Source organism: Micavibrio aeruginosavorus ARL-13 (assembly GCF_000226315.1).
Classification (GTDB): domain Bacteria; phylum Pseudomonadota; class Alphaproteobacteria; order Micavibrionales; family Micavibrionaceae; genus Micavibrio; species Micavibrio aeruginosavorus_B.
This window is the reverse complement of sequence record NC_016026.1, coordinates 1,871,419-1,891,390: the sequence shown is the minus strand read 5'-3', so window position 1 is coordinate 1,891,390 and position 19,972 is coordinate 1,871,419. Positions and strand designations below refer to the sequence as shown.

General features: G+C 57.3%; 16 protein-coding genes. All 16 read left to right on the top strand.

The annotated features are described in order from the left end of the window. The first annotated feature begins 3 nt into the window (after nucleotides 1–3). The 16 genes from MICA_RS09005 to recN all read left to right on the top strand — a co-directional run bounded on the left by MICA_RS09005 (nucleotide 4) and on the right by recN (nucleotide 19,945). The gene (locus MICA_RS09005) at nucleotides 4–1,461 is read left to right on the top strand and encodes a UDP-N-acetylmuramoylalanyl-D-glutamyl-2,6-diaminopimelate--D-alanyl-D-alanine ligase (RefSeq protein ID WP_041793987.1); all 1,458 of its coding nucleotides are present in this window, start codon (nucleotides 4–6) and stop codon (nucleotides 1,459–1,461) included. Next, entirely contained in the window at nucleotides 1,451–2,536 is a 1,086-nt protein-coding gene (gene mraY / locus MICA_RS09000; RefSeq protein ID WP_014103435.1) for a phospho-N-acetylmuramoyl-pentapeptide-transferase, read from the top strand. Before MICA_RS09005 ends, mraY begins: the two co-directional genes overlap by 11 nt. Then, entirely contained in the window at nucleotides 2,533–3,936 is a 1,404-nt protein-coding gene (gene murD, locus MICA_RS08995) for a UDP-N-acetylmuramoyl-L-alanine--D-glutamate ligase (RefSeq protein WP_014103434.1), read from the top strand. Before mraY ends, murD begins: the two co-directional genes overlap by 4 nt. Next, nucleotides 3,933–5,126: an FtsW/RodA/SpoVE family cell cycle protein gene (locus MICA_RS08990; RefSeq protein ID WP_014103433.1), complete on the top strand. Its 1,194-nt coding sequence runs from the start codon at nucleotides 3,933–3,935 to the stop codon at nucleotides 5,124–5,126. The genes murD and MICA_RS08990 overlap by 4 nt, the downstream gene beginning before the upstream one ends. Before the next feature lie 74 nt (nucleotides 5,127–5,200). After that, a complete protein-coding gene (murG, locus tag MICA_RS08985) occupies nucleotides 5,201–6,355 on the top strand; it encodes an undecaprenyldiphospho-muramoylpentapeptide beta-N-acetylglucosaminyltransferase (protein ID WP_014103432.1) in 1,155 nt (384 codons plus the stop codon). 1 nt (nucleotide 6,356) lies between these two features. After that, nucleotides 6,357–7,802: a UDP-N-acetylmuramate--L-alanine ligase gene (murC, locus tag MICA_RS08980; protein ID WP_014103431.1), complete on the top strand. Its 1,446-nt coding sequence runs from the start codon at nucleotides 6,357–6,359 to the stop codon at nucleotides 7,800–7,802. Nucleotides 7,803–7,810: 8 nt separating this feature from the next. Further along, a complete protein-coding gene (gene murB / locus MICA_RS08975; RefSeq protein ID WP_014103430.1) occupies nucleotides 7,811–8,797 on the top strand; it encodes a UDP-N-acetylmuramate dehydrogenase in 987 nt (328 codons plus the stop codon). A 34-nt stretch (nucleotides 8,798–8,831) separates the two neighbouring features. Then, nucleotides 8,832–9,830, top strand: a complete 999-nt coding sequence (locus MICA_RS08970) for a D-alanine--D-alanine ligase (RefSeq protein WP_014103429.1) — start codon at nucleotides 8,832–8,834, stop codon at nucleotides 9,828–9,830. Next, a complete protein-coding gene (locus MICA_RS08965; RefSeq protein ID WP_236619891.1) occupies nucleotides 9,740–10,624 on the top strand; it encodes a cell division protein FtsQ/DivIB in 885 nt (294 codons plus the stop codon). Before MICA_RS08970 ends, MICA_RS08965 begins: the two co-directional genes overlap by 91 nt. Nucleotides 10,625–10,647: 23 nt before the next feature. After that, nucleotides 10,648–11,916 (top strand): cell division protein FtsA, encoded by a 1,269-nt coding sequence (gene ftsA / locus MICA_RS08960; protein WP_014103427.1) that lies wholly within the window; start codon nucleotides 10,648–10,650, stop codon nucleotides 11,914–11,916. Nucleotides 11,917–11,959: 43 nt separating this feature from the next. After that, nucleotides 11,960–12,748 (top strand): hypothetical protein, encoded by a 789-nt coding sequence (locus tag MICA_RS08955; protein WP_014103426.1) that lies wholly within the window; start codon nucleotides 11,960–11,962, stop codon nucleotides 12,746–12,748. Nucleotides 12,749–13,119: 371 nt separating this feature from the next. Beyond that, nucleotides 13,120–14,961, top strand: a complete 1,842-nt coding sequence (gene ftsZ / locus MICA_RS08950) for a cell division protein FtsZ (protein ID WP_081463076.1) — start codon at nucleotides 13,120–13,122, stop codon at nucleotides 14,959–14,961. Nucleotides 14,962–15,194: 233 nt separating this feature from the next. Then, nucleotides 15,195–16,130 carry a UDP-3-O-acyl-N-acetylglucosamine deacetylase gene (gene lpxC, locus MICA_RS08945; RefSeq protein WP_014103423.1) on the top strand — a complete coding sequence of 312 codons (936 nt, stop codon included), beginning with the start codon at nucleotides 15,195–15,197 and terminating at the stop codon, nucleotides 16,128–16,130. 163 nt (nucleotides 16,131–16,293) lie between these two features. Continuing rightward, complete coding sequence (locus MICA_RS08940; protein ID WP_049782131.1) at nucleotides 16,294–17,307, top strand: queuosine 5'-phosphate N-glycosylase/hydrolase; 1,014 nt, start codon at nucleotides 16,294–16,296, stop codon at nucleotides 17,305–17,307. Nucleotides 17,308–17,374: 67 nt separating this feature from the next. Continuing rightward, a complete protein-coding gene (locus MICA_RS08935; protein WP_014103421.1) occupies nucleotides 17,375–18,253 on the top strand; it encodes an outer membrane protein assembly factor BamD in 879 nt (292 codons plus the stop codon). A gap of 18 nt (nucleotides 18,254–18,271) precedes the next feature. Further along, nucleotides 18,272–19,945, top strand: coding sequence for a DNA repair protein RecN (gene recN, locus MICA_RS08930; protein ID WP_014103420.1), 1,674 nt, complete (start codon nucleotides 18,272–18,274; stop codon nucleotides 19,943–19,945). The last annotated feature ends 27 nt before the right edge of the window (nucleotides 19,946–19,972 follow it).

The following is a 19,972-nucleotide window of genomic DNA, read 5'->3' as shown; positions in this document are numbered from 1 at the left end:
CACGTGATCTGGAGTGCAGCGGACGCGGCGAGAGCCACGAACGGACGTTTGCTGGGGTCGCAGGATTGGGCCGCCACGGGCGTTTCGATTGATACGCGCACATTGCAGCCGGGCGATTTGTTTATCGCGATCAAGGGCGATGCCAGCGATGGGCATGCCTATGTGAAAATGGCGTTGGAAAAGGGTGCGGCTGCGGTCATGGTTGCGCGCGCTGTTGATGGCCTGCCTGATCATGCTCCAGTTTTGATGGTGGATGATACATTCAAGGGAATGCAGGCCTTGGGCCAGGGCGCGCGCAATCGCACGGGTGCAAAAATTATTGGTGTCACCGGTTCGGTTGGTAAAACCGGAACGAAGGAAATGATGGCTGTGGCCTTTGGTGCCCTGGGCCAAACCCATTACAGCAAGGCCAGCCACAACAACCATTGGGGTGTTCCGCTGTCGCTGTCCACCATGCATGCGGGATGTGATTACGGCATTTTTGAAATGGGTATGAACCATGCAGGCGAAATATCAAATCTGACGCAACAAGTGCGCCCGGATATTGCGATCATTACCACCATTGAACCGGTCCATATCGAACATTTCGGCTCGACCGAAGCTATTGCCGCAGCGAAGGCAGAAATTTTCGAGGGCATGGATGCGCACGGTGTGGCCATTTTAAACGCCGACAATCCGCATTTTGACCAATTGGCACAGGCCGCGCGCAAATGCGGCGTTGGAAAAATTCTGTCCTTTGGTGGCGGCGAAGATGTTGATGGGCGGTTGGTGGAATGCCTGCTGGCCTCCAACGGGTCGCGCGTGAAGGCCGTAATCTGCGGGGAGGAAGTGTCCTTCACCCTGCTGATCGCCGGACGCCATATCGCCATGAATGCAATTGCCGTGTTGCTGGCGGTATCCGCCGCCGGGGGCAATGTGCGTAAGGCCGCGAAAGCATTGGAAAAAGTTCAGCCGCCGGTGGGCCGTGGTCGCCGCGAGCGCATCAATATCGGCGATCGCCGTAATCCTGTCACATTGATCGACGAAAGCTATAACGCATCCCCCGTGGCGATGCAGGCGGCGTTCAAGGTTCTGGCCCTGATTGATCCGGGCCGTGGTGGCCGCCGTATTGCGGTGCTGGGTGATATGCTGGAACTGGGGGCCGATGGCGCGCGCCTCCACGCGGATCTGGCTTTGCCGTTACAGGCCGCCGATGTGAATCTGGTTTATACATGTGGGGCGTTGATGAAAAATCTGCATGATGCCCTGCCGCCGGAACAGCGCGGCGCGCATCGTGCGACCAGTGCGGAATTAGCTGAAATCGTGCCCGAAGTTCTGGTGCCAGGCGATGTCGTGATGGTCAAGGGATCACATGGCAGCCGGATGGATGTTGTGGTGGAAACACTGCGTCACCTGCCACAAACGCGAAAACAAAAGAAAAACGCAAACACATCACGCCGCGAGGTCGAAGATGCTTTATAATTTGCTGGCCCCGCTGGGCGATGATTTTATCTTTTTCAACCTGTTCCGGTATCTGACCTTCCGGACCGGGTGCGCCATTATGACGGCGCTGGTGATCTGTTTCCTGATCGGCCCCGGCATGATCCGTTGGCTGAAATCCAAACAGGGCAGCGCCAGCAACATCCGCGAATATCTGGAAGAAGCCCACGCGAAGAAGGCCGGTACGCCGACCATGGGTGGGTTGATGGTCCTGATCTCCGTGACCATCTCCACATTGCTGTGGGCGGACCTGTCCAACCATTATGTGTGGATCGCACTGATGGTCATGGTCGGGTTCGGCTTGATTGGGTTTGGCGATGATTATCTGAAACTGACCAAGAAAAATTCCAAGGGGCTGTCAGGGAAATTGAAACTGGTGGCACAGGTGAGCATTGGTTTGATTGCGACTCTGTGGGTCATGCATGTGGCGCCGGAAACGCTGAACCATCATGTGGCCATTCCGTTCTTTAAATCGCTGTTCCTGAATCTGGGGTGGTTCTTCATTCCATGGGCGGTTGTGGTCATGGTTGGTGCGTCGAACGCTGTCAACCTGACCGATGGTCTGGACGGTTTGGCGATTGTTCCGGTGGCGATTGCGGCGGCATGCTTTGGTCTGATTGCTTATCTGGTCGGTAATGCGATTTATTCCGACTACCTGCAAATTCCGTTTGTTCCGGGCACGGGTGAACTGGCCATTCTGTGTGGCGCATTGGTTGGTGCGGCGATGGGATTCCTGTGGTACAACGCGCCCCCGGCGATGGTGTTCATGGGCGATACCGGATCATTGTCCATGGGCGGTGTTCTGGGTGCGATGGCGGTGATTACGAAACACGAACTGGTGCTGGCCATTATTGGCGGTCTGTTCGTGCTGGAAACTGTATCTGTGATTGTTCAGGTCGCATCGTTTAAATTAACGGGCAAGCGCGTGTTCCGGATGGCGCCGCTGCACCATCATTATGAGAAAAAAGGGTGGTCGGAACCGACCGTTGTGATCCGTTTCTGGATCATTGCTGTCATTCTGGCTTTGATCGGGCTTTCAACATTGAAATTGCGATGATTGATCTATCGTCTATAGCCGCCGGTCTGGGTGGTCGTCCTGTTGCGGTGTTCGGGTTGGGGTTGTCCGGCCTGGCCACCGTTTCGGCTTTTGTGCGGGCGGGTGTCTCCGTCACGGCATGGGACGATGATGAAACCAAGCGTACCCAAGCGGCATCCGAAGGCGCAACGATCAGCAATCTGGCGCTGGCCGATTTGTCCGGTTTTGCCATGTTGGTGGTGGCCCCGGGCATTCCGTTGACGCACCCGGAACCGCACGTGGTTGTAGCGCGGGCGCAGGATGCGGGCGTTGAAATTCTGGGTGATGTCGAATTATTGCACCGTGTTCACCATGGCCGTAAAACCATCGGCATCACCGGCACAAACGGTAAATCGACAACCACAGCGTTGATTGGGCATATTTTGAATGCCGGTGGCGTGACCGCATCCGTCGGCGGAAATATTGGTCGTGCGGCGCTGGATATTGAATTGCCGCCGAAAGATGGCGTGATCGTTCTGGAATTATCATCCTATCAATTGGATTTGTGCCCGACCTTTGCGCCCGATATTGGCGTGCATATGAACTTAACGCCCGATCACCTGGATCGCCACGGCGACATGGCCGGATATGCGGCGGCGAAGATGCGGATTTTTCGCGGGGCCGGGGCGGCCATTATCGGTGTGGATGATGAACCGTCCCGCGCCATGTTCAAACAGGTGCAGGATACGGGTGATCGCGATGTGTACGCGATTTCCGTCGTGAATGCGGTGGAACGCGGTGTTTATGTATCAAACGGCGTGTTGTTTGATTGCATGGATGGGGAAGCACGTGAGATTGGGTCCGTATCCGCATTGACGACCTTGCCCGGTGTGCATAATCACCAGAATATTTGTGCGGCCTATATCGCCACGCGTCTGTCTGGTTTGGATGCCGATACGATTATGAACGCCATCAAAACCTATCCGGGCTTGCCGCACCGTCAGTTTATGACGCGGGTGATCAATGGTGTTGCCTATGTCAATGACAGCAAGGCCACCAATGCCGATGCGACAGCCAAGGCTTTGGTTTGCTACCGCAATATCTGCTGGATCGTTGGGGGCAAGCCGAAGGATGGCGGGCTGAACGGTCTGGAGCCGTTTATGGATCGCGTCCGCAAGGCGTTCGTGATTGGCGCGGCCATGGATGATTTTTGCAAGTGGCTGGACAATCACGGCGTTGAATATGTGCGCAGTGAAACGCTGGACCGCGCGGTGAATGATGCCCATATCACGGCGCAGGCCGCGCGGGGTGAACCGGGCGGGGCCGGCGTTGTGTTGTTGTCCCCGGCCTGTGCGTCGTTCGATCAATTCCGGTCCTTTGAACACCGGGGCGATGAATTCACGAAAATGGTCATGGCGCTGCCCGAAGGGGACAAGGCATGATTGGATTATCCACCAACCACGCCCGCACGGGCCGCATGTTTTCCCGGACCGACCAATCCATCGTCGGGCAATGGTGGTGGACGGTGGATCGCGTGTTGCTGTCCATCATGCTGGCCTTGGCCGGGATCGGGATTGTGATGGTGGTGACCGGATCGCCGCCGGTGGCGGAACGGCTGGGGTTGGACCAATATTATTTCTTCAAACGCCATATGGTGTTTTTGGTGCCATCACTTCTGGCGATGATCGGGCTGTCGATGTGTTCGCACCGGACCATCTGGCGTATTGCCAGTGTTATTCTGGCGGGCAGCATTTTGTGTATGGCGTTCGTTCTGGTCGCCGGGGCGGAGGTGAAGGGCGCGCAGCGCTGGATTCACTTGCCATTCGGATCCATCCAGCCCAGTGAATTTGCCAAGCCTGCCTTCGCCGTTGTCATCGCCTGGTTCATGGCGCGGCAGAAGGATCAGCCGGGATTCCCGGGGGACCGTCTGGCGGCGGGGCTGTATGCGTTGCTGATTTCACTGCTGATCCTGCAGCCCGATTTCGGGATGTCGATGCTGGTCACCGCGATTATTGTGGGGCAGGTGTTTCTGGCTGGTCTGCCGTTGCGTTTGGTCGTTGGGCTGGGCGGTGTGGCGGCACTCGGCGGTGTGGGGGCTTATTTCGGCCTGCACCACGTGCGCAGCCGTATTGATCGCTTCCTTAACCCCGAAACGGGTGACACGTACCAGATCGATCTGGCGCGTCAAGCGTTTCAGGAGGGTGGCGCGTTTGGTGCCGGCCCGGGGCAGGGCACGGTGAAACTGGCCATTCCCGATGCCCATACCGATTTCGTGTTTTCGGTGGCGGGTGAGGAAATGGGGTTGGTCCTGTTGCTGATCATCATCGGCTTGTTCGCCTGGGTGATTTTGCGCGGGCTGAACCGCGTGATGGATTCGGATAACATGTTCGTCATTCTGGGCACGGGTGGTCTGCTGACCATGTTCGGGTGCCAGAGCTTGGTCCATATGGGGTCGAATCTGGCCCTGATCCCGACCAAGGGGATGACATTGCCTTTCTTAAGTTACGGTGGATCGTCGCTGGTCGCCGTGGGGATCGGGATGGGGTTTTTGCTGGCTTTGACCCGGCGGCAGGGGCGGTCGACCATCGCCAAGGGCGGAATGGCCCCGAAAACCCAGATGAATGCCTCCTAAACCTTTGGGATAAGACGGGTTTGTGGCATGATGCGGGTCTGTACAGACCCGTTTTCAGGCAGTAAAACGTCATTATGACAGATACATCCAAACTGATTCTTTTGAGTGCCGGTGGGACCGGTGGCCATGTGTTCCCGGCGGCGGCGTTGGGGCGCGATCTGATTTCGCGTGGCTATCGCGTCGAACTGGTCACCGATGCGCGCGGCAGCAAGTTCGCCAATATTTTCGAAGATATCCCGGTTCATGTGATCAGTGCGGGAACGCTGGGCCGTGGTCTGGTGGGCAAGGTGCGCGGCGCGGCCGGACTGGCCCTCGGGATTATTCAGGCGCGCAATCTGGTGAAGAAATTGAAACCGGTCGTCGTTGCCGGGTTTGGTGGGTATCCGTCTTTCCCCGCCGTGTTCGCGGCGCAGGGGATGAGGATTGATACAATCATCCATGAACAAAATGCGATTGTTGGGCGCGCCAACGTCATGCTGGCCGGGCGAGCCAGCCGTATTGCACTGTCCATGCCGCATGTGCATGGGTTGGAACCGGCGGATAATGCCCGCGCCGTTGTCACGGGCAATCCTGTGCGCGAAGAAATTTCGTCTTTAAGCTACAAACCATACCCCATCATCCAGCCGGATGGCATTCTGCGCATTTTCGTTATGGGTGGGTCGTTGGGTGCGCACGTGTTTTCCGATGTGGTTCCGGCGGCGTTGTCGCGCCTGTCCCCGGATTATCGCGCGCGGATCGAAGTGGTTCAGCAATGCCGCGAAAGCGACATTGAAAATGTACGCCGTATTTATGATGCAGCCGGGATCAAGGCGGAATTGGAAACATTTTTCCGCGATGTGCCGGACCGTTTGGCGCATACGCATTTGGTGATTGGCCGTTCCGGTGCCAGCACGGTGGCCGAGGTGACCGCCGCCGGCCGCCCGGCGATTTTCGTGCCGTATCCGCACCATGCCGACCAACAGCAAAAAGCCAACGCCGATATGGTAGCCGATGCGGGCGGAGCATGGGTGATGACTCAGAACGGGTTTACCGAAGAAGCATTGTTGGCTCGTGTTGAAACGTTCCTGCAAAACCCGCAAACCTTGTTCCGTGCGGCGGAAGCAGCGCGCAGCGTTGGCCGCCCGGATGCGGCGCGGCGCTTGGGCAATTTGGTGATGGCCGTGGCCTCTGGCTGGGACGGCGAAGCGATGCGTCCGCAAGGGCCGACGCCCAGTAATGAGGATAAGTAAGATGCGTATTATTCCCTGCGACACCGGAACATTGCATTTCGTCGGTATCGGCGGCATTGGCATGAGCGGGATCGCCGAAATTTTGCATGGCATGGGTTACAGCGTGCAGGGTTCGGACCAATCCGAAAACGCCAACGTGCAACGCCTGCGGGACAAGGGCATTCACGTGTCCATCGGCCACGCGGAAGAAAATTTGAAGACGCCGAAGGGTGATATGGCGGCGGTTGTCGTTGTGTCATCTGCGGTGAAATCGACGAATCCGGAATTGGTTGCCGCGCGGGATGCGCGTCTGCCCGTTGTGCGCCGGGCGGATATGCTGGCCGAATTGATGCGTTTGCGCCGGGCCATCGCCATTGGCGGCACGCACGGTAAAACCACCACGACATCGATGGTGGGTGCGATGCTGGAATCCGGCGGATTGGACCCGACCGTGATCAATGGCGGTATCGTCAATGCCTATGGCACCAACACGCGTATGGGCGTTGGTGATTGGATGGTGGCCGAAGCGGATGAAAGCGATGGTACATTCACGCGCCTGCCCGCAACGCATGTCGTTGTCACCAATATCGACCCGGAACATATGGATCATTACGGCGATTTTGATGCTGTGCGTGAATCCTATCGCCAATATGTACAAAACATTCCGTTTTATGGTTTCGCCGTTCTGTGCCTCGATCATCCGGAAGTGCGCGATCTGGCCGAATCCGTCACTGATCGCAAAATCATCACCTATGGCTTTGCCGATGATGCGGATGTACGCGCCGAAAATGTGCGTGTTGAAAATGGTGTGTCCGTTTTCGATGTGATTTTCGATGATGGTTTGACCTTGTCCGATATGCATCTGCCGATGTTGGGTCTGCACAACGTGCAGAATTCTCTGGCGGCACTGGCCATTGGTCATCAATTGAATTTTGCCGAAGAGGCCATGCGCGAAGCTTTGGCGAATTTCGCCGGGGTCAAACGCCGCTTCACCCGCACGGGCGTGGTTGATGGCATCACCGTGATTGATGATTACGGCCATCACCCGATTGAAATTACGGCGGTGTTAAAGGCCGCGCGCATGGCTGTATCGGAAACAGGTGGCCGTGTTCTGGCCGTGATGCAACCGCACCGTTATTCGCGTTTGTCGTCGTTGTTCGGTGATTTCTGTGCGTGCTTCGCCGATGCGGATTATGTGTTTATTGCGCCCGTCTATGCCGCCGGTGAAACGCCGATCAATGGTGTCGATCACCAGATTTTGGCGGAAGGGGTTGAACAATCCGGCCACCATCGCGTGGCCGTTCTGGCCGGACCCGAAGGGTTGCCGGTGGCGATCAATGCCGTGGCGAAACCGGGGGATTATGTTGTTTGTCTGGGGGCTGGGGACATTACCAAATGGGCCTATGCTCTGCCGGGGCAGATTGAAAATTTACGCGGCCTGACGAAAAAATCGGGAAGCGCTGCGTAAACCCTGCCATGACAAAACCCGCCGTTAAAATTGCATCTACCCAATTGCCGTCCGTGCGCGGACGCTACACCGACAATGCCCCGTTGGGCAGTGTGGGGTGGTTCCGGTGCGGGGGTACGGCGGATGTGCTGTTCAAGCCGGCGGATCTGGATGATCTGGTGGCGTTTTTGTCGGCGTGTCCGGTGGATATTCCCGTGACGACATTGGGCGTTTTGTCCAACACCATCGTGCGTGATGGGGGTTTGCGCGGTGTTGTCATCCGTCTGGGCCGTGAATTTGCTGATATCCGCATTGATGGGATGGACGTATTCGCCGGGGCTGCGGCGCTGGATGGCAATGTGGCCAATGTCGCCGCCGATGCGGGGCTTGCGGGATTGGAATTTTTAAGTGGTGTACCCGGTACGATCGGTGGCGCGTTGCGCATGAATGCGGGTGCATATGGAACGGAAACGAAAGATGTTCTGGTCCGCGCCACGGCGGTGGATCGTGCGGGGTGCGTGCGCCAGTTGACGCTCGCCGATATGCACATGACGTACCGCCATACCGATGTGCCAGAGGATTGGATTTTCACGCACGCCGTGTTCCGTGGAACGCCGGGCGATGCCGACACCATTCGCGCCCATATTGCCGACATTAAAACCAAGCGCGCGACGACACAGCCGATCCGCGAAAAAACCGGCGGATCAACCTTCGCCAACCCATCCGCCGATGAACTGGCCGCGGCGGGATTGCCGGAGGGAACGAAGACCTGGCAATTGATCGACCGCGTGGGCGGCCGGGGTCTGACCATCGGCGGGGCGATGATGTCGGATTTGCACTGTAATTTTATGATTAATACCGGAACGGCCACGGCCGCTGATCTGGAAAATCTGGGGGAAGAGATCCGCCGCCGTGTGCTGGATCAAACCGGTGTGACGTTACGGTGGGAAATTCGCCGAATTGGTGATGTTTTGCCCGATCCGGCGCTTGTCCCCGACCCCCAACATCTGCAATGATGGTAACAGGTCACGAAAGCGAAAGGGGCTCATCATGGCGAAGAAGGTTGCATTGCTGGTTGGCGGTTGGTCTGCCGAGCGTCAAGTGTCTCTGGATAAAGGTAAATCCGTCGAAAAAGCCCTGATCGAAGCGGGCTATGACGTGACCGTTATTGATGTGAAGAAAGATATTCCGGCGCTGATCGCCGCGCTGACGCCGAAACCGGATGCGGTTTTCAATAACCTGCATGGCCGCGGCGGCGAAGATGGCGTTATTCAGGGCGTTTTGGAAATGCTCGAAATTCCTTACACCCATTCCGGCGTTCTGGCATCCGCCATCGGGATGGACAAGCCGATTGCCCGTCGCTTGGCCGCATCGGTTGGCGTGCCAGTGGCCGAAGGTCGCGTCGCGACGAAGGATGAAGTGCTGTCCGGCAAAGTCATGGATGCGCCGTATGTTGTGAAGCCGACGAACGAAGGCTCCAGCGTGGGCGTGCGCATCGTGCTGGAAAACGACAATCATCCGCCGCTGGATGCGGATAGCTGGGTTTACGGTGAAACCGTTCTGGTTGAACGCTATATTCCGGGCCGCGAATTGACCGTGGCCGTTCTGGACGGCGTGGCCCAGGCTGTGACCGAAATTGTATCCCAAACCCGTTTCTTTGATTACGAAGCCAAATACCACGACACCCGTACATCCTACGTCATGCCGGCCCCCGTGCCGGATGATGTTTACAACACGGCGCTTGACTACGCGAAGCGTGTCTACGATGTTCTCGGGTGCGAAGGGCTGGCCCGCTGTGATTTCCGCTATGACGATTCAAAGGCGGGTGCAACGGGATTGTGCTTCCTCGAAATTAACACCCAACCTGGATGCACGGCTGAATCCATCGGTCCGTCCCAGGTTATTCGCAACGGCAAAACCTTTGCCGAACTTTGTGCCCACCTTGTGGAGAATGCCCGATGCCACGCTCTCGATCAGGCAAATCAAACGGCGCACGCCGCAGCTCCGTCCTCGGACGGCGCAGCCGCAACGCAAAAAAAACGCGCATAATTAACGCGTTACGCCGTTTTGGTTTTATCACCGCGTTGGTCGTGACCAGCGCGTGGGGTGGTGCTTGGCTGTGGATGTCCGGCACGGTGACGCGCACGATCGATAATGCCGAACAGGCCTTTCAATCCTCTGCCGCCGAAGCGGGTTATGCTGTACAGAATGTTTTGGTCGAAGGCCGCGTGAATGCGGACCCGGATGTTTTGCTGGGGCTGATTAATGTGCGCCGGGGCGACCCGATTATGGCGTTTGACCCGGCCGCTGTGAAAACCCAACTGGAACGCGTGTCCTGGGTGGAAAGCGCCCACGTGGAACGCCGTTTGCCCGATACGATTTATGTGCGTTTGACCGAACGTGCGCCGCTGGCGTTGTGGCAACATCAGGGGAAAATTCGTCTGGTTGATGGTAAGGGCGCCGTTCTGGCCGAAACAAATCTGGCGAAATTCCGCGATCTGCCCTTGATTGTGGGCGAAGACGCGCCGTTCCATGCGGCTCCGCTGATTTCTTTGCTGGGCGGTGAGCCCGATATCCGCGATCAGGTGGAGGCCATCACATGGGTGGGCGAGCGTCGCTGGGATTTGAAAATGAAAAATGGTGTTGTTGTCCGTCTGCCGGAGGGGGATGTGGCATTGGCGCTGTCCCGTCTGGCCAAAGCCGATGCCGAAGATGGTCTGCTGAAAAAAGACATCACGATTGTTGATTTGCGTGAAGGCAATCGCATCACCGTGCGCACCGCGCCGGGGCGTGTACAGGAATATAAAGCCAGTTTCAGCCTGTCTGGCGAGAATGATATTTAAGGGTATGAACGGCGTATAAGCTTATGAAACACAAACCAAAACCAAAGGGCTCCGTCCTCGCTGCGCTGGATATTGGCAGCAGCAAGATCGCATGCTTTATCGCGCGCATTATTGATGATGAAGGCGGGTTCGAAGTTTTGGGCATCGGCCATCAGGCGTCGAACGGGATCAAGGGCGGTACCGTTATTGATCTGGAGGCCGCCGAGGCCTCCATCCGTCAGGCGGTGAACGCGGCCGAACACATGGCGGCGCAGACGATCAAGGGTTATCCCTTGCGCGAAGTTGTTATCAACGTGCCCGGCATTCACGCGCAATCGCATTCCTTTGGTGTTGATATCGACGTTCTGGGGCATGAGGTCACGGACCATGATATCCGCCGCGCGCTGGCCCGCGCACAAACGCAGGCGCTCAGCACCGATCACGAACTGGTCCACACGATTGCGACGGGATTTACCGTTGATGGGCATGGCGGCGTGCGCGATCCGCGCGGGTTGTTTACGCAAAAAATGCAGGCCCATATCCATCTGGTCACGGGGGATACCGGGGCGCTGCGCAATATTGCAACCTGCATTGAACGCTCGCATCTGGACATAACGGCGATGTGCCTGTCGTCCTACGCCGCTGGTCTGGCCAGTCTGGTCGAAGATGAAATGGATCTGGGCTGCACTGTGATCGATATGGGCGGGGGCGTGACGTCGTTGGCCGTATTCCAAGGCGGATCAATGATTTATGCCGACTCTATTCCCGTCGGTGGCCAGCATGTCACCAGTGATGTGGCCCGCGGTCTGACCACCACCATGGCGGCGGCGGAGCGGTTGAAAACCCTCTATGGCTCGGCCATGGCGTCGTCCACGGATGAAAGCGAACTGATCGACGTGCCGCAAATCGGCGAAGACCCGGATGTTGCGCCCAACCATGTCCCGCGTTCTTTGCTGGTCGGGATTATCCAGCCGCGTCTGGAAGAAATTTTTGAATTGGTGCGGGCGCGTCTGGATGATTCCGGGCTGGGTTCGGCCATCGGCCGCCGTGTGGTGTTGACCGGCGGGGCCAGCCAGTTGCCGGGGCTGCGCGATCTCGGTCAGCATGTGCTGGATAAACAAGTGCGCTTGGGGCGCCCCTTGCGCGTTGGGGCCTTGCCCGAAGCGGTCAGCGGCCCGGCCTTTGCCACGACGGCGGGGCTTTTGACCTTTATTTCCGAACATGCCGATGAAATGCCTGCCGCCATCATGGCACAGGCGGAACCGGGCAATCTGTTCGACCGCGTGCGCCTCTGGCTGCGGGAAAACTGGTAAAATCCGGTGGTTGGGGTGGGATAAACCCGCTATAACCACCCCTATGGCAAAACCCAATATACGGACATGGAGTGGGCGGATCGAATGGCTGCGCGCACAGGCGCGTGCCAGCTATCATGCGGATGGCATGGTCAATCACGATGCGATCTGGCAACCCACGAACGATGTTCCCGCAACCCGCTATGCCACGTTAAGCGATGCATTTAATGCTTTGAATCAATTGGCGCCTGCCTATTGTAATCTAGGTGGGAATTTGGCGATGCGGGCGTGGGGTCCAATGCCCGATGCTGTGCAAAAACGCATGGCCGACTTTGTCGCCGATCAGGGCTATACCGATTTATCCTATCTGGGGAATGGTGGGCGCGCCGTGGCGTTTCGTGCGCGGCATGGGGCCAGCGGTGAAATGCGCGTTGTTCGGGTTGAGGCTGATCATAATTGCCGCCAACTGCGCCCCGTTCATCCAACTGTGTTGCAGGCTTTTGTCAGTAACCAGAATATGTTGGATGATTTTGATCAGGTGCGCATTGAAATGCTGCCCGAGGTGGTGCCGCTGACGCGCTTGCCCGAACGTGTGGGTGCGAGGGGTGATCGTGCCTATACCAATGCCATTCTGGATCTGTCGTGGGGGACGAACAAAGCCTATCCGCGCGACTGGTTTGATTATGATTCCGAACCCCAGAATGTCGGCATTCTACCAACGGGACAGGTTGTGACCTTTGACCCGGAAATTTTCATCGATGCGGATGCGGCCCAGCGGCGTCGTGAATTTGAACGCCATCACCGCAATCCGCGCGCCGAATTTTGGGCCACGTTGTACGGGATTGCGCCCTAAAACACCTGTGCTGTCGGCGTTTCCTGATCATCCCCATGGTTATCCCGTCCTTCATCCCCTGATGCCTGTGGACGAATCGTATTGAATCCATGCACAGAATCAATATTTATCCACAGGAAAACGTTGTGTGACTCTTTCCGAATCAAGGTGGGTTTGCCACACTGGGAAAGTCTTGAGTCGGATGAATCACTTAGCGGTTCGTCCTCATCTGAAAAACAATAAATTAAACGGGGGAAATGGCGCGTATTTCTGGGCTTTTCCGCGCTTCTGTGGCGCGAAGGCTCTTTTAAAGGCGAATCATCCCCCATAGAATCACGAGTAGTCAACTCCACCGCGTCCACGGAGGTCCTTTCCAAATGATCAATGTAAGAATGCAGCACAAAGAGGTTAAGAAATTGTCTCCGAAAATTACGGTCGTCGGTGTCGGCGGCGCGGGCGGCAATGCCGTCAATAATATGATCACCTCCGGCCTGGAGGGTGTGGAGTTCGTGGTCTGCAATACCGATGCGCAAGCGCTCGATGGTTCCCTGTGTGAAAACAAGGTTCAGTTGGGTATGGCCGTAACCGGCGGTCTGGGCGCGGGTGCGCGACCGGAAGTCGGTGGCGCTGCGGCTGAAGAATCTCTGGATGATGTTCTGCGCTTCCTGGATGGCGCGAACATGGCCTTCATCACGGCCGGTATGGGCGGTGGTACGGGAACGGGCGCTGCACCCGTTATCGCGAAGGCGTGCCGCGACAAGGGCATTCTGACCATCGGTGTTGTGACCAAGCCGTTCCATTTCGAAGGCGCCCTGCGCATGAAGATGGCCGAGGCTGGTATTGCTGAGATGCAAGACTATGTCGACACGCTGATCGTCATTCCGAACCAGAATCTGTTCCGCGTTGCGAACGAAAAAACCACCTTTGCCGATGCCTTCAAAATGGCGGACGGCGTTTTGCAATCCGGCGTACGCGGTGTGACCGATCTGATGGTTATGCCGGGTATGATCAACCTGGACTTTGCCGACATCCGCACCGCGATGATGGAAATGGGCAAGGCGATGATGGGGACGGGCGAAGCCACTGGCGAACGCCGTGCCGTTGAGGCCGCCGAAGCCGCCATCAACAACCCGTTGCTGGACGACGTATCGATGAAGGGCGCCCATGGCGTGATCATCAACGTGACCGGCGGTTACGACATGACCCTGTTCGAAGTGGACGAGGCCTGTAACCGCATCCGTGACGAAGTTGACCCGAATGCCAATATCATCTTCGGTTCGACGTTCGATGGCACATTGGATGGCGTGATGCGCGTATCCGTTTTCGCAACGGGTATCGATGTTGAGGCTGTTGCCAAATCACGTGGCCCAAAAAACGTAACCAACACGGTTCTGAACGCGCTGACCAGCGCACAACAGGCGGAACGCCGCGTTGATCGCACCGCGCGTCCGGCTGATGCTGTTGTGGCTCCGGCTGCAAAGGTAACGGCTCCGGCACAAACGTCCGCGCCGGTTCGCCCAACGACGACGCATTCCGCTGTATCGGCTCCGGTTCGCACGGCGGCAACGTCGGCTGTTTCCGGTTCAATGGTTGGTTCCGCTGCGCGCAAGATGGACCAATCCGTTGAAATGGACATGTTTGAACAGCAGGCCGTTGAAGTGGCTCCGGTTCGGGCCTATGTGCAGGAACAAGCCCAAGTGCAGGTTCAGGTCCAGGAAACCGTTCAGGCTCAGCAATCGTACTATCATCAGTATGAGCAGCAAGCCGCACCGCAACCGGTAACCCGCCCAACGCAAGACTCGATGCGCGGCAGCCGTTACGGTGAATCCTTTATCCCGCCGCGTGCCGTTGAACCGGAACGCCAGCCGGATGTTGTGTCCTATGGCGCTCCCGCACCGATGCACCGCACGGTCGAAGCTCCGGTACAACCCTCTGGTCTGACCCTGCGTCCGCCATCCGTGGCAACGCAACAGGCGGCCCAGCCGAAAAAACGCACCCCGTCCATTTTCGAGCGGTTTACACGCCGCCACGAAGAAGAGGACGTGCTGGATGTTCGTGAACAAGCCGCTCCGCATGCTGGCGAAAACCACACCAATGCGGGTGGTCTGCGCGCCGGGCACCATGCTCCGGTTCAGCAGGCACTGGCCATCGATGCGCCAGTAGCCACCAAGCCGGGTCTGCAAAATGATGAAGACCTGGATATTCCGGCTTTCTTACGTCGCCAGGCCAATTAATCCCTGATTTCATCAGGGGCGTTGGCCTCTCCTTCCAAGGGGGTTGGTTTATCCAACCCCCTCTTTTTTTGTTGGGAGGGTGGTTGGGGTTTGGTCTATTAAAATCAATGCGTTAGCGTTTGTAACAAACCGCAATAAAGCGTGATTTGTTTTGGAAAATCAGAGTCTTATATAGTCACTTTACGAGATCTCTCTTTCCAATGGGCCGGGCCTTCCGGTGGTGTAATACGCGTATGCAACAGACTTTGAAATCATCCGTACAATGCGTTGGTGTGGGCCTTCATTCCGGGGCCGATGTCACCATGGTGATCAACCCGGCTGGGGCGGATCATGGCATTGTGTTTGTTCGGACCGATGTGACGAACGGTGATAACCGCATTCCCGCCCGCTGGGATCATGTGGTCGATACGCGCATGTGCACGGTGGTCGCCAATAAAAACGGCGCCAGCGTTGGAACAATCGAACATTTGATGGCTGCTTTGCGTGGTTGCGGCGTGGATAACGCGCTGATCGAACTGAACGGCCCGGAAATTCCGGTGATGGATGGTTCGTCCGCACCGTTCGTGGCCTTGATCGACTCCGTCGGAACGAAGGCGCAGGAAGCCCCGCGCCGCGCCATCCGCGTATTGAAAGAAGTCGAAGTGCGTGACGGCGACAAGGTCGTGCGTCTGCGCCCGTCCAACGGGGCCGTGTTCGGCGGCGCCATTGATTTTAACCACCCGTCCATCGGGCACCAGACGTACCAAACGCGTCTGGTCAACGGCAATTTCCGTCACGATATTGCCGATGCCCGCACCTTTGGCTTCGTACAGGAAGTCGAGGCCCTGCGCGCAGCAGGTTTGGCACGCGGCGGTTCGCTGGATAACGCAATCGTGTTGAATGACGCGGGCGTTATGAATGATGGCGGCCTGCGGTTTGCGGATGAATTCATCCGTCACAAATTGTTGGACGCGATCGGTGATTTGTATCTGGCCGGTGGCCCGATCATCGGGGAATATGACGGGTTCAAGGCTGGTCATGCCCTGAACAATCAGATCCTGCACGTTCTGTTTTCCACGCCGGGGGCCTGGGTTCCGGTCGATTTGTTCGTCGAATATGATGCGATGAATGATGGTGTGTTGTCCGCCGTTCCGGATGATGCGCGTGTTGGTTCCGTGGCGATTGCCTGATCCTAAAAACATGTTCCGGTGCGGATCGTTTCGCAATCGCGCCGGGCTTTGATTTCCATGAAAAACAAGATGTTATGCGACGTACTTCAAGACTCTCTTGACGATGGGCTTGGGGCGTGTTTTTTATCGCGTTTTCGTCAATACGATACGAAGTAGAACCTCTATGTGGCCCTTTCGAAAAAAAACGAACCAGAGCGTATTGAATAATGCGGGCGTGCCTTGCGATGTTTTTGGCCGTGTGCGTGAAGGCTGCCGCTTCGTTGCCGATCATGCGCAACATGTGACGATCAATGACTGGGTCTTGCGGGATTATGCGCAAACATTATCGCCGCGCGCGCCGAATAATGTTCTCGATCTCGATTACCATTACGACAGCAACGATCTGGAATCTCTGGCCGCCTATATCATGGCGCTGGAGGCAATCAATTTTGGATCGGGGTATGAAGCGGCATTGGTAGAGGAGGGGTGGCGTCTGCGCGACCATTCCATTTACTACACCGTGTCCACCGCGTTGAAATACCATTTTGACAGTCAGGGGCCGATGGATGCGGCCACCATGGCGAATTTAAGTGTTTTGGATTGTCACCGCATGTTCGGTCTGCCCCATCGCACGGTAGGGACGGAGGTGGCGGTGTTGTTCGCCGCCGCCCTGAACGAACTGGGGACCTTTGTCCGCGATCATTTTGATGGATCGTTCCTGAAACTGGTGCAGGATGCCGATGGGCACGCGGCGCGGCTGGTGTGCCGTCTGGTCGAATTGCCGGGGTTCCAGGATGTTCACAATTATCATGGCCGGGCCATCCCGCTGTATAAACGGGCCCAGATCGCGGCGGCGGATTTGCATCTGGCCTTCGTCCGCCATGGCCGCCCCTTGTTCGGGGATATGGACCGTCTGACCCTGTTTGCCGACAATGCCGTGCCCCATGTGCTGGTGACCGACGGGGTGTTGACGCTGTCCGACGATCTGGCCGCCCGGATTGCCGCCGGGGTGTTTATCCCCGCGGGCAGTGACGAAGAAATCGAACTGCGCGCCTGCGCCGTTGAGGCGGTGGAGCGCATTTGCGCCATCAAGGGCGTGCGGGTCATGGATATTGACCATGTGCTGTGGCACCGTTCGGTTGAAGACCCGCGTTATATGGCCACCCCGCCGCATCGGACCCGGACCCGGTTTTATTGAAAATCAACCTGTTGACAAGGGGGCTTTTCTGCCCCGTCCCCCCTTTCAATCCGGGGGGCTTCGGGCTATGAATTTCAATGGATTTCCGTTGATTTTGACCGGGTGTGTCATGAAGCGTTTGAATAAAATTCTCCCCATCCTGTGCGTGCCGGTTTTGCTGGCTACGGCTGCGTGCTCCAGCACGGGCAACAAGGAAGACACAAAGACCGAAGTCGATACGCCGGTGGAAACATTGTACACCAATGCCGCCGCCGCGATGGATGCCAAGAATTACCGCGAAGCCACCCGCCTGTTCCAGGAAGTTGAGCGCCAGCACCCGTATTCCGAATGGGCCGTGCGCGCGGAATTGATGGCGGCTTATGCCCAGTATGAAAGCATGCGGTATGACGAAGCCATCCTGTCGCTGGACCGGTTCGTTGAACTGCACCCGGGGCACAAGGACATTGATTACGCCTTGTATCTCAAATCCCTGTGCTTCTATGAACAAATCAGTGACGTGGCCCGCGACCAGTATATGACGGATGAGGCATTGAAGGCCTTTGACACGTTGATCCGCCGTTTCCCGGACAGCCGTTACACACGTGATGCCATCCTGAAACGCGATCTGACGCTGGATCACTTGGCTGGCAAGGAAATGGAAATCGGGCGTTATTACCTGACCCGCGGCGAAATCAACGCCTCCATCAATCGTTTCCGTGTTGTCGTACGGGATTACCAAACCACCACCCACGTGCCCGAGGCGCTGCACCGTCTGGTCGAGGCCTATATCACGCTGGGCCTGACGGATGAGGCCACGCGCGTGGCGGCTGTTCTCGGCTACAACTATCCGGGCAGCTCGTGGTATGAAGATACGTATGAATTGCTTGACCCCGCGATGCGTCAGAAGATTATGGACGAACGCGGCTTCGTTGATCGTACGGTCGATTCCCTGTTTAAACCGAACTGATGCATCTGGGGTTGGTGAATGCTCGTCACGCTGACCATCCGCAATATTGTTTTGATCGACCAGCTGACGGTCGGGTTTGACCATGGCTTTTGCGCGCTGACCGGTGAAACGGGGGCGGGGAAATCCATCCTTCTCGACTCGCTCGGTCTTGCCTTGGGCGCGCGCAGCGATTCCGGTCTGGTCCGAAAAGGGCAGGATCAAGCCAGCGTCACCGCCGAATTTCACATTGATTCCAAACATTCTGTTTTAACGCTGTTGAACGAACAGGGCATTGCGGGCGATGACACGCTGATCCTGCGCCGTGTGCTGGGGGCCGATGGGCGCAGCCGGGCCTTTATCAATGACCAGCCCGTGGGTGTTGGCCTGTTGAAACAGGTGGGCGACCAATTGGTGGAAATCCATGGCCAGTTTGATACGCACGGCCTGCTGGACCCGACAACGCACCGCGATTTGCTGGATGATTATGCCGGGTTGCATAACGATGTGCGGGCCTTGAACCGGCAATGGAATGCGTGGTCCGATGCCCGCGCGGCGTTAAAGACGGCACAGGTCGAAGCCGAAAAAGCCCGTGCGGAAGAAGAATATTTACGCCATGCCGTTGCCGAGCTGGACAAGCTGAATCCCGAAGAAGGGGAGGAAGATGCTCTCCTGACTATCCGTGAAACCATGAAGCATAAGGCGCACGTACTCAGCGCGTTGGACGAAGCGTGGCAGGCCATCAGTTCCGATGACGGCGCGGAAATGCGGATTGCCGCCGCCGCCCGTGTGGTCACGCGTATTGGGGACAAGGCTCCGGCCTCCATTGATCCGGTTCTGGCCGCGTTGGATAATGCTGCCAGCGCGCTGCAGGATGCCGTGCGCGATATTGAATCCATGACGTCATCTTTAAGCGATGGCGACATGTCGTTGGAAGCGGCGGAAGATCGCCTTTATGCCCTGCGCGGGGCGGCGCGTAAATTCGGGTGCCGCCCGGATGATTTGCCGCGTTTGCATACCGAGATGACCGATAAATTGCGTCTGGCCGATCGGACCGATGATATTCTGTCTGGCCTGATGAAGGCGGTGGAAGGCGCGCGCGCAGAATATAAAGCTGCGGCCCAGAAAATTTCCGATGCCCGTATTAAGGCCGCCAAGAAAATGGATACGTTGGTTGCCGCCGAATTGCCGCCGTTGAAATTGGACAAGGCGCGGTTCTTTACGCGTGTGGATGCGGTGGATGATGAAACACTCTGGGGCCCGACGGGTATGGACCGGGTGCAGTTTCTGGTCGCCACCAATCCGGGGTCTGATCCGGGGCCGTTGAATAAAATTGCATCGGGCGGTGAAATGGCGCGCTTTATGCTGGCGCTGAAGGTTGTGATGGCCGATACGGGTGCCGCTCATACGCTGATTTTTGACGAGGTGGATACGGGGATTGGCGGATCGACGGCGGATGCCGTGGGTGAACGTTTGGCCCGCCTGTCGGGGCAGAAACAAATTCTGGTCGTCACCCATTCGCCACAGGTGGCCGCGCGCGCCAACCATCATTTGATCGTGATGAAGTCGGGCGGAGCGGATTTGACCACGAAAATCATTCCGCTGGATGAGTTGGCCGAACGCCGCGAAGAAATTGCCCGCATGTTGTCCGGCGCCACCATCACCACCGAAGCCCGCGCGGCCGCGGATCGATTGCTGGAAGCGAAGGCGGGGTAATGAAAACTCTAACCGTCACCCCGGCGA